Source organism: Blastococcus sp. SYSU D00868 (assembly GCF_054050575.1).
In genome coordinates, this window is the sequence record NZ_JBJGZO010000016.1 from 92,370 (window position 1) to 103,166 (window position 10,797).

At 76.5% G+C, this 10,797-nt stretch carries 6 protein-coding genes; 1 reads left to right on the forward strand and 5 read right to left on the reverse strand.

The window, feature by feature from the left end:
* Positions 1 to 76: 76 nt before the first annotated feature.
* The 5 genes from ACI79F_RS14895 to ACI79F_RS14915 all read right to left on the reverse strand — a co-directional run bounded on the left by ACI79F_RS14895 (position 77) and on the right by ACI79F_RS14915 (position 8,745).
* Complete coding sequence (locus tag ACI79F_RS14895) at positions 77 to 2,767, reverse strand: LuxR C-terminal-related transcriptional regulator (RefSeq protein WP_456545556.1); 2,691 nt, start codon at positions 2,765 to 2,767, stop codon at positions 77 to 79.
* Positions 2,768 to 2,974: 207 nt separating this feature from the next.
* Positions 2,975 to 6,205: a heavy metal translocating P-type ATPase gene (locus ACI79F_RS14900; protein ID WP_456545555.1), complete on the reverse strand. Its 3,231-nt coding sequence runs from the start codon at positions 6,203 to 6,205 to the stop codon at positions 2,975 to 2,977.
* A gap of 89 nt (positions 6,206 to 6,294) precedes the next feature.
* Positions 6,295 to 6,792, reverse strand: coding sequence for an N-acetyltransferase family protein (locus ACI79F_RS14905; RefSeq protein WP_456545554.1), 498 nt, complete (start codon positions 6,790 to 6,792; stop codon positions 6,295 to 6,297).
* A 103-nt stretch (positions 6,793 to 6,895) separates the two neighbouring features.
* Positions 6,896 to 7,129 (reverse strand): heavy-metal-associated domain-containing protein, encoded by a 234-nt coding sequence (locus ACI79F_RS14910; RefSeq protein WP_456545553.1) that lies wholly within the window; start codon positions 7,127 to 7,129, stop codon positions 6,896 to 6,898.
* A 107-nt stretch (positions 7,130 to 7,236) separates the two neighbouring features.
* A complete protein-coding gene (locus ACI79F_RS14915; RefSeq protein ID WP_456545552.1) occupies positions 7,237 to 8,745 on the reverse strand; it encodes an MFS transporter in 1,509 nt (502 codons plus the stop codon).
* Positions 8,746 to 8,870: 125 nt separating this feature from the next.
* Between ACI79F_RS14915 and ACI79F_RS14920 the strand changes: the two genes are divergently transcribed.
* A partial coding sequence (locus tag ACI79F_RS14920; RefSeq protein WP_456578916.1) for an AAA family ATPase occupies positions 8,871 to 10,797 on the forward strand: 1,927 nt, incomplete at its 3' end.

Sequence of the window (10,797 nt, forward strand, 5' to 3'; positions counted from 1 at the left end):
GGAGCGGAGGTGGTGAGCCGGGATCACCACACCTGGTGATCCGGGTGGTGATCCGCGAGGAGTCGGTTCCCCGTGGTCAGCGCGGGAGGAGGCCGAGTTCCCCGGCCCGGCGGACGGCCGCCCGACGGCTGCTGACGCCGAGCTTCGCGTAGACGTTCCGGGTGTGGGTGCGCAGCGTGTTGAGCGACACGAAGAGCCGGCGCGCGATCGCCGGGCCGTCCAGGTCGCTACCGAGCAGGCGGAGGACCTCCAGCTCCCGGACGCTGAGTGGATCGGCCAGCCCGTGCTGGACAGCGGTCCCGACGTGGCCGTCGGGCCCGGCGTCCAGGAGCCGGCGCGCGTACGCGGGCGCGGTTCCCCGCTCGGCCGCGGCCTGCAGCAGCTCGGCCATCGTCGGCCCCTCGTCCAGGAAGAGGCGCACGAGGCCCTCGGGCTCCGCGAGGTCGAGCGCCCGCTCCAGCGGGCCGACAGCGCCGCGGACGTCGCCGTCCGCCCGGCGCGCGAGCGCGGTCAGCACCTGCAGCTCGATGACGCTGCCCGTCCGCTGCCCCTCCTCGGCCGCGCGCAGGAGCCGCTCGGTCAAGCCGGTCGCCTCGCGCAGGACGGACGGGGCACGGTCGGCGGCGTACCGGGCGAGGAGCACCCGGACGAGGGTGATGTGCTCGAACTCGCGCACATAGGAGAGGTCGTCGTCGACGGAGAGCCCCCGTTCCCGGACCCAGTCCACGGCATCGGCCAACCTGCCGTCGGCGAGCCACAGCCGGGCCCTGACCGCGGGGATCGGCCGGACGTCGGGTGAGAAGTCGCCGTCGTAGCGGCGCTCGGCCTCGTCGAGCAGGTCGAGCGCTGCGGCGAGGTCGCCGTCGAGCTCGGCGAGCCGGGCCCTCGCCAGCAGGCGGCGGTGCGGGTTCTTCGGCAGGTCGGCGCGCGTGCCCAGTTCCTCGCTCCTGGCCAGGTGGTGCCGAGCCGCCTCCCGGTCGTCGCGTTCCAGGAACAGCCGGCTCATGCCCACGTGCATGTCCGCCGCTCCCCGCAGCGGCGGGACCGCGGTCTCGGCTCGCGCGAGTCCCCGCTCGTAGATGCCCATGGCCTCGCGGAGACGCCCCTGGGCGATCCGGATGTCGGCGAGGGTGACCGCACCGCCGACCACGTCGGAGGAGTAGCCGCCCTCGTCCAGGCACGCCATGCCCTGGGCGTACCAGCGGTGGGCCGCGGCCAGGTCCCCGGTCGTCCAGTACGCGAGCCCGAGGATGGCGGCCGGTCCGCCGCGGGCGAGGTGGTCGTCCGGTGCCGCGAGGTCGAGGGCCCGTCGGGCGTGCGCCATGCCGGCGGCCACGTCCCCGGAGGCCAGCGCGTACCCGGCGCGGTGCATGGCCAGCTGTCCGGGCAGCCGGCGCGCCGCGTCCAGGTCCGCGACGGGTGTCTCCGCCGCTGATGACGGGTCCTCCAGCCACCGCTCGGCGTCCCGCAGCAGCGGCTCCACGCCGCTCAGCTCCCCCGTGGACATCAGCGCCCCTGCGTACCCGACGCCCAGGACGGGCCTGGTCCGGAACGACTCGACCGGCAGCGACTCCATCCAGCGGCGCAGCGTGACCTCCTGCCGGCCCTGGGTGAGGACGGGGATGGCCCGCTCGATCAGGTCGGCCGCGCGCTGGTGGTCCCCTGCGGCCAGCGCGTGCTCGATCGCCTCGGACCTGTCGCCGTTGCGCTCGAACCAGGCGCCGGCGCGCCGGTGCAGCTGGGAGACCGTCTCCGGCCGCTCGGCCAGCAACCGTGCCCGGAGGACGTCGGCGAACAGGTGGTGGAAGCGGTACCAGTGGCGGCGGTCGTCGAGGGGGACCAGGAAGAGGTTGGCGCGCTCGAGGGTCCCGAGCAGTTCTCGCCCGTCGTCCCTCCCCGTGACCGCGTCGCACAGCGCGCCGTCGAACCGGCTCAGGATCGAGGTCTGCAGGAGGAAGGTCCGGACGTCGGCGGGTTGCCGCTGCAGGACCTCCTCGGCCAGGTAGTCGACGATGTACCTGTCGTCGCCCGCGAACCCGGCGATGAAGCCGGCGACGTCGTCGCGGCCCTGCATCGACAGCGCCGCGAGCTGCAGCGCGGCGATCCACCCCTCGGTGCGCGCGTCGAGCGCGGCGACGTGCTCGGCGGTCAGGGTCAACCCCATCGCCTCGTTGAGGTAGACCGCGGCCTCCGCTGCGGTGAAGCGCAGGTCCGCGGCGCGGACCTCGACCAGCTCACCTCGTGCCCGCAGCCGGGCCAGCGGGAGGACGGGGTCGGCGCGCGTGGCGATCACCAGGTGGACGTGCGGAGGCAGCCGCTCGAGGAAGTAGCTCAGCTGGTCGTGCACCTCCGGCGAGGAGACCACATGGTAGTCGTCCAGCACGAGGACCACGTCGTCGTGGACCGTGTCCAGCTCGTTGACCAGCGTCGCGAGCACCTCGTCGATCGAGGAGCGTGCCTCCTGCAGCACGGCGAGCGCGCCGACACCCGCGCCGTCGACGGCGGTCCGGAGAGCTGCGACGACGTACGTCCAGAAGACCACCGGGTCGTCGTCCCGCTCGTCGAGCGAGACCCAGGCGATCGACCGCCCCTCGGCCGTGGCAGCCAACCACTCCGTCAGGAGGGTGGTCTTCCCGAACCCGGCCGGGGCCGAGACCAGCGTCAGAGCTGCGTCCCCGCGGCTCAGGCGCTCGATCAGCCGGGGACGCGGCACCAGGCCACGTCGACGTCGGGGCACGTGCAGCTTGGTGTTGAGCAGAGGGCCCACTCCGACCACCACCCTCGCGGGGTCAGGCGCCGGCGCCGACGACTCCGGGTCACCGGCTCCACCGTCGGCGCAGGGCACGCATCCTGTCAGCGCCGTCCGGCGGTGTCGACGGGCTCCCGCCTCGTCGTCCTGCAGCGGCGGCCGGCACCGGCAGGTGGGCCCGGACCCACGCACGGTGGGTCCGGGCCCCTGCGGGCACGCCGCGCCTCAGCTCGCCCGCACCGTGAACGGCACGGTCAGGACCGACCCGTCGCCGAGCCGGAACTGACCCCAGAGCCGGTAGGTGCCGGCGGTCGGGAACTCCGCGTGCACGTCGAGCTCCGGGCCGAACGTCTGCCCCGGGAGGGCGAAGACCGGCCGACCGGAGCCGTCCTCCACCTCGGCGTGCTCGTGGGCGAAGGTCTCCCCGTCCGCCCGCATGACCACCACGTGCCCGGCGGCGGCGAGGTACGGCCGCAGGTCGTCGATCGCCGCGCCGGTGCCGGCGTCGGTGAACGAGAGGTGCAGGTCGCTGCGGCCGCCGGCCTCGGCCTCGCCCTCCAGGGCGACCCGGACGCCGTCGACGACCACCGTGCGCGGCCCCTCGGTCAGGACCACGGGCGCGGGGGCCTCCCCGTGCACGGTGACGACCTGCCGCTGGTGCACGTCACCCATCTCGCCCTGCCGCCGGAACTCGGTGTTGACGACGTAGCGGCCGGCGGTGGGGAAGGTGAGGTCGACGGCGAGCTCGCCCGGCCGTCCGGTGGGCTCGGGGTGCACGTGGGCGAAGGTGCCCAGGTCCTCGCGGGTGGCGATGAGGTGCATCCACGCCTCGTGGCTGCGGGTGAGGTCCTCGACCGGCCGGCCGGTGTCGTCGACGACGGTGACGACCACCCGGGTCGGCTCCCCGGGCCGGGCCTGCGCGGGCACGTCGAGGCGGACGTCGACCCCGGCGTCGGCGGCGTCGACCGGCGGCACCTCGGCGGTCATCATCACGCTCATCGCCGGGCGCATCGGCATGCCGGTGCCCTGCATCCACGCGAGGGTGCCGTTCATCCCCCGCTCGGCGAAGTCCATCCGGCTGACCGCGGTCAGCCCGGCGCCGAGCGCCAGCGCCACGACGGCCACCGCGGTGAGGTAGGCGTACTGGCCGACCCGGGCGCGCAGCGGCGGGTGCAGGATCTCCGCGACCGTGGCCGGGCGCCGGAACCGGCGCAGCCGCAGGGCGTTGGTGAGCACGCTGACCGAGCTCATCGCCATCGCCGCCGACGCGAGCACCGGGTCCAGCAGCAGCCCGTCCCACCCGTAGAGGGCGCCGGCGGCGACCGGGATGAGCAGCAGGTTGTAGCCGAAGGCCCAGCCCAGGCCCTGCTTCATCGTGGCCACGGTGCGCCGGGAGAGGGCGATGGCCGAGACGATGCCGCGCAGGTCGCCGCCGACGAGCGTGATGTCGGAGGCGGCGACGGCGACGTCGGCGCCGGTGCCGATGGCGATGCCGACATCGGCGGCCGACAGGGCGGCGGCGTCGTTGATGCCGTCGCCGGCCATGGCGACCACGTGCCCCTCGCCCTGGAGCCGGCGGACCTCCGCCGCCTTGTCGGCGGGCAGGACCTCGGCGAGGACGTGCTCGATCCCCACCTGGGCGGCGATGGCGCGGGCCGTGGCGGCGCCGTCGCCCGTCAGCATCCAGACCTCGACGCCGAGGGCCTGCAGCTGCGCGACGGCCTCCGCGGACTCGGGCCGGACGGTGTCGGCGACCGCGAGGACGGCGGCCGGCCGGCCGTCGACGGCGACGAACATCGCGGTCTGCCCGGCGGCGGCCGCACGCGCGGCGGTGGCGGCGAGGCCGGCGACGTCCACCCCGCGGGCGGTCATCAGCGCCTGGTTGCCGACCAGGAGGTGGCGGTCGCCGACGGTGGCGTCGATGCCGTGCCCGGGGATCGCGTCGAAGGAGCGCAGCGGCGGCAGGTCGAGCGAGCGCGCCCTCGCGGCGGCGACGAGCGCCTCGCCGACGGGGTGCTCGCTGCCGGTCTCGGCGGCCGCCACGAGCGCCAGGACGTCGTCGTCGTCCCAGCCGCCGGTGGTGGTGATGCCGGTGAGAGCCGGCTTGCCGCGGGTGATGGTGCCGGTCTTGTCGAGCACGACGGCGGTGACCCGGCGGGCGGTCTCCAGCGCGTCGCCGTTGCCGATCAGGATGCCGAGCTCGGCGGCGCGGCCGGTGCCGACCATGACCGCGGTCGGCGTGGCCAGCCCGAGCGCGCACGGGCAGGCGATGATGAGCACCGCGATGGTCGTGGTGATGGCCATGGTCATCGACCCGGTGTCCGGACCGAACAGCGCCCAGGCGGCGAACGTGGCGGCGGCCAGGGCGAGCACGACCGGCACGAACCAGGCCGAGACCCGGTCGGCGAGCCGCTGGAGCGGCACCTTGGCGCCCTGGGCGTCCTCGACCAGGCGGACGATCTGCGCCAGCGCGGTGTCCGCGCCGACCGCGGTGGCCCGCAGCACCACGGTGCCGGTCCGGTTGACCGTGGCGCCGATGACGGTGTCCCCGGCCGCCTTGTCCACCGGCAGGCTCTCGCCGGTGAGCATGCTCTCGTCGACCGCGGTGGCGCCCTCGGTCACGACGCCGTCGACCGGCAGCTTCTCGCCGGGACGCACCCGCACCAGGTCCCCGACGACGACCTGCTCGACCGGGACGTCGACCTCCGCGCCGTCGCGCAGCACGCGCGCCGTCCTGGGCGCGAGGCCGACGAGCGCGGTGATCGCCGCGGCGGTCCGCTTCTTCGCCCTGGCCTCCATCCACCGCCCGGCCAGGACGAGGGCGAGGATGACCAGCGAGGTCTCGAAGTAGACGTGCAGCGGCAGGCCCCAGCTCTCGGCGGCCGCCGGCCAGAGGGTGACGAACGCGCTGTACGCCCAGGCGACGCCGGTGCCCAGCGCGACGAGGGTGTTCATGTTCGTCGAGCGGTGCCTCGCGGCGGCCCAGGCGGCGCGGTAGACGTCGCGCCCGGCCCAGAACTGGACGACGGTGGCGACGACCAGGATCGCGGGCATCAGCCAGTCCATCGTGTCGATGTACAGCGGGACGTACATCAGGCCCATCAGCCCCAGCCCGACGGCCAGGGTGACCTGCCACCTCCGCTTCAGGACGGCGAGCTCGGCGTCCCGCTCGTCCGGGCCGTCCCCGTCCTCGGCCGGCGCCGGGGCGGGCTCCTGCGCCGCCCGCCGCGCCGTCGCCCGGTAGCCGGCGCGGGTCACCGCGGCGGTCAGCTCCTCGAGGCCGACCCGGTCGGGGTCGAAGCGGACGGTCGCCACCTCGGTGGCCAGGTTCACCTCGGCGGCGGTCACGCCGTCGAGCCGGTTGAGGGCCTTCTCGACCCGGCCCACGCAGGACGCGCAGGTCATGCCGCCGATCTCCAGGGTGCACGCGGCGGTGGGCGGTGCGGTCGTCGTCATCTCGGCTCTCCTGGTCGGTGCGGCGGGATCGGGTGCGGGTCGACCCTCGCCGCGGGGGCGGGTCGGTCGGACCGGCGGAATCGCCGGGTTCAGCCCTGCGCGGCGGCGGCGTAGGCCGCCGGGGTCCAGGCGGCCAGCACCTTGGGCCGGAGGGTGGCGCCGAGGCGGCGGTAGAAGCGCTGGGCGCCGACGTTGTCGGGCTCCATCCCCCAGCGGACGAGCAGCTGCTCGGGTACGGCCAGTGCGGCGAGGGCGCCCATCAGCCGCCGTCCCACGCCGGCGTCGCGGGCGCCGGGCCGGACGTAGAGGTCGTCCAGGTTCAGCACGTCGCCGCCGGTCCACAGGTGCAGCTGGCGGACGGCGGACACGTAGCCGACCGGGCCGCCGTCCCGCTCGGCCAGCAGCACGACCACCTCGGGCCGGCCCAGGAGCCGACGCCACTGCTCCGCGTCGACGTGCACGTGCGCGGACTGGTCCTCGTGCGCGGCGATCTCGCCGACCATCGCGGCGACGTCGGCCGCGTCCCGGGGGTCGGCCCGGCGGATGGTGAGCGGGGAGCTCGTGGGGGTCGCAGCGGTGGTGGTCACGGTGGGTTCCTCTCGTCGTGGGACCGCTGCGCGGCAGCGGCGGGGTGGTGCGGATCGGCCGGGCGGGAGCCGCGCGGGAGCGGGCTCCCGGCCCGGCGGCCGGTCAGGAGCGGAGGGTGTAGCCGGCCTCGTCGACGGCGGCTGCGATGTCGGCGCGGTCGACGGGTCGGTCGGCGGTGACGGTGACGGTGCCGCCGGCCAGGTCGACGGTGACGGTCGCGACGCCGTCGACGGCGGCGATCTCCTGGGTGACCGCGCGCTGGCAGTGCGCGCAGGTCATGCCGGTGACCGTGAAGGTGGTCGAGCCGACGAAGGTGCGGGGCGTGCCGGACAGCATGGGGACTCCTCGTGTGGTCGCTGCTGGGTGGACGGGTCGAGCGTCGGTGAGCGGCCGGGTGGCTCTCACCGGTGGAACCGCCGGGATCCGTGCGGAGGATCGCCGGGTCAGTGCCCGTGCCCGTGGCCGTGCGCATGGCCGTGGCCGTGGGCGGTGGCGCCGGCCGGGGGCCGGCCGCCGGGGACGGCGAGCAGGGTGAGGACGAACAGGGCGGCGAGGACGCCGGCGGTCGCGGTGAAGGCGCGGGCGTAGCCGTCGGCGAGGCCGGTGGTGGCGGCCAGGTCGCCGGCGACGGCGGTGAGCGCCGCGACGCCGAGCGCGGCGCCGATCTCGTGACCGGTCATCATCAGCCCGGAGGCGAGCCCGGCCCGCTCGGCCGGCACGTCCCCCATGGCGGCGACCGAGATGGCCACGAACATCGGCCCGACACCGGCACCCACGAGCAGGAAGCCGGGCAGGACGTCGGCGGCGTAGGACGTCCCGCCGGCGTTCGCGGCGAGCAGCAGCGCGCCCGCGGCCATGACCGGGAGGCCGAGCAGGATCAGGGCGCGGGCGCCGACGTGCCCGACGGCGTGGGACGCGACCGCGGCGGACACGGTGATGGCGGCGGCCAGCGGCAGGAACTGCAGCCCGGTGACGACCGGCGAGGCGCCGACGACGGCCTGCAGGTACAGCGAGCCGAGGAAGACCACGCCGACGACCGCGCCGGTGACGCCGGCCATGACCGCCGACGCCGAGACCAGCGAGCGGATCCGCCAGGTCGACGGCGGCACCAGCGGCTCGGGGGCGCGGCGCTCCAGCCGGGCGAAGGTGGTGAGCAGGACCGCGGCCGCGGCGAGGGCGAGCCAGGTGCGCGGAGCCGTCCAGCCCGCCGAGCGGGTCGCCTCGATGCCGGCGACGAGAGCCAGCAGCCCACCCACCAGCGTGAGGGCACCGGGGACGTCGAGGCGGCGCAGCCCGCCGCGCCGCGAGCCGGCCCGCGGCACGGCGCGCAGCGTGCCGAGCACGACGGCGAGACCGATCGGGACGTTGACGAAGAAGACCGCACGCCACTCCAGCGCGCTGGTGAGCACTCCCCCGAACAGCACGCCGGCGGCGATGCCGAGGCTGCCGACGGTCCCCCACACGGCCAGCGCGGCCTGCCGCTGCCGGCCCGCGTAGGCGGTCATGACGATCGACAGCGCCGCCGGGGTCAGCAGCGCCGCGCCGGCGCCCTGACCCGCTCGGGCCAGGACCAGCATCAGCGGGGTCTGCGCCAGCCCGCTGGCCAGCGAGGCGGCGGTGAACAGGGAGATGCCGGCCAGGAACGCCCGTCGCCGGTCCAGCAGGTCGGCGATGCGCCCGCCGAGCAGCAGCAGACCGCCGGAGAGCAGCACGTAGGCCGAGACGGCCCACTGGTAGTCGGCGGCCGACAGCGCCAGGCCCTCGCTGATGGAGGGCAGCGCCACGTTCACCACCGACACGTCGAGGACGACCATGAACTGGGCGGCGATCATCAGCGCGAAGACCGTCCACGGCCGGCGGGGGCCGTCCGCGGGGGCCTGGGGCGCCGCGGTGGACGGGCGGGGACCGTGGTGCGCGGAGGCCACCGGTTCGGCGGCGGTGTGGGGCGACATGGCTCCTCCTCGGGGGGCGTGCGGGTGTGGGCCCACGCTCGCCGTCGCCGCGGTCGCTCACGCCGGGGAAACCGCCGGGTCTGCCCGCCCCCGGCCCGGCCTCCGCCCTCGATACGGTTCGGCCCGTGCTGGCCGGACGCGACCCCGAGCGGGCGGTGATCGCCGCACTGCTCGACGCCGCCCGCGCCGGGTCGGGCGGCGCGCTGGTCGTCTCCGGCGTGGCCGGGTCCGGGAAGTCGACGCTGCTGGACGACGCCGTCGCCGGAGCGCCGGACGTGCGGGTGCTGCGCACCTCCGGGGTGGAGTCCGAGTCCCCCCTGGCCTTCGCCGCCCTGCAGCGCCTGCTGTGGCCGCTGCGCTCCCGGATCGGCACCCTCCCCGGCCCGCAGCAGGCGGCGCTGCGCGCGGCGCTGGGCGAGGCGGAGGGCGAAGGCGACCGCTTCCTGGCGTTCCTGGGCACGCTGAGCCTGCTCGCCGACGCGGCCGAGCAGGCACCGGTGCTCGCGGTCGTGGACGACGCGCACTGGCTCGACGACGCGTCGGCGGCGGCGCTGCTGTTCGCCGCCCGCCGCGTGCAGGCCGAACGGGTGGCCCTGCTGTTCGCCGCGCGCGACGGCGACGCCCGCCGCTTCGACGCACCCGACCTGCCCGCCCTGGTCCTCGGCGGGGTCGGCGGGGAGGACGCCGAGGCGCTGCTGACCGCGCGCGCCGGCAGCGCGGTCGACCCGGCGGTCCGCGACCGGCTCGTCGCCGCGACCGACGGCAACCCGCTGGCCCTCGGCGAGCTCGCCGCCGCGCTCAGCGCCGACCAGCTGGCGGGCCGGGGGCCGCTGCCCGCCCAGCTCCCGCTGACCGACGGGGTCGAGCGGTCGTTCCTCGACCGGTACCGCCGGCTGTCCGAGCCGGCCCAGCGGCTCCTGCTCACCGCCGCCGCCGACGACACGGCCCGGCTCCCCGTCGTCCGGGAGGCCGCGGACCGGATGGGCGCCGACGACCGGGCCCTCGACGAGGCCGAGCGCACCGGGCTGGTGCGGGTGGACGGGGACACCGTCGTGCTCTTCCACCCGCTCGTGCGCTCGGCCGTGTACCGGGCCGCGACGAGTGCGCAGCGCCGCGCCGCCCACCGGGCGCTCGCCGAGGCGCTGCGCGCGGATGCCGACCGCCGGGCCTGGCACCTGGCCGCCGCGGCCGACCGGCCCGACGACGAGGTCGTCGCCGCGCTGGACGCGGTCGCCGAGCGCGCCGCCGCCCGTGGCGGGCACGAGGCCGCGTCCGCCGCCTGGGCCCGGGCCGCGGAGCTCACCGGCGGCAGCGAGGCCCGGGGACGGCGGCTGTACCTGGCCGCGTCCTCGGCGTGGCTGGGGGCCCACCCCTCGGAGGCGACGGCGCTGGCCCGGGCCGCCACGGCCGACGTCACCGAGCCGCTGCTGCACGCGCGGCTGCTGACGCTGCAGGGCCAGATCGAGTGGAACACCCGCTCGCTCGACGACGGCTACGACCTCGTGCTGCAGGCCGCGCAGGTCGCCGCCGGGGTCGACGAGGCGATGGCGCAGCAGCTGGCGATGCTGGCCGCCGCGCTGGCGGCCTTCGGCGCCCGGTCACCGCGCGCCACCGACCTGACCGGGCTCGTCCCCCCACCCGCGCCCGATGCCCCGAGCCGCACCCGGGCCGCGGCAGCCCTGTTCCGCGGGTTCCTCGCCGCCGGCCGCGCCGACTGGGCGACCGCGGCCGACGCGTTCCGGCGCGCCTTCGCCCTGACCGACGGCGATCCGGTCGACGACCACGTGCTCCAGCCCAACCTCGGCGTCGCCGCCCTGGTGATCGACGACGACGAGCACGGGCTGCGGCTGCACGGACAGCAGCTGACGGCGGCCCGCGGCGCCGGCGCGCTCACGATGGTCGAGCACGCGCTGACCCGGGGCGCCCAGTTCCAGATCGCCACCGGGGCGTGGGCGGCGGCCGCCGCCCCCCCCCCCCCGCCGCGCCCCCCGACCAGGAGCACCGCCCACCCCCGGCTTTCAGCACAGGCCCCCGCCGAGCAGGCCCAGGTAC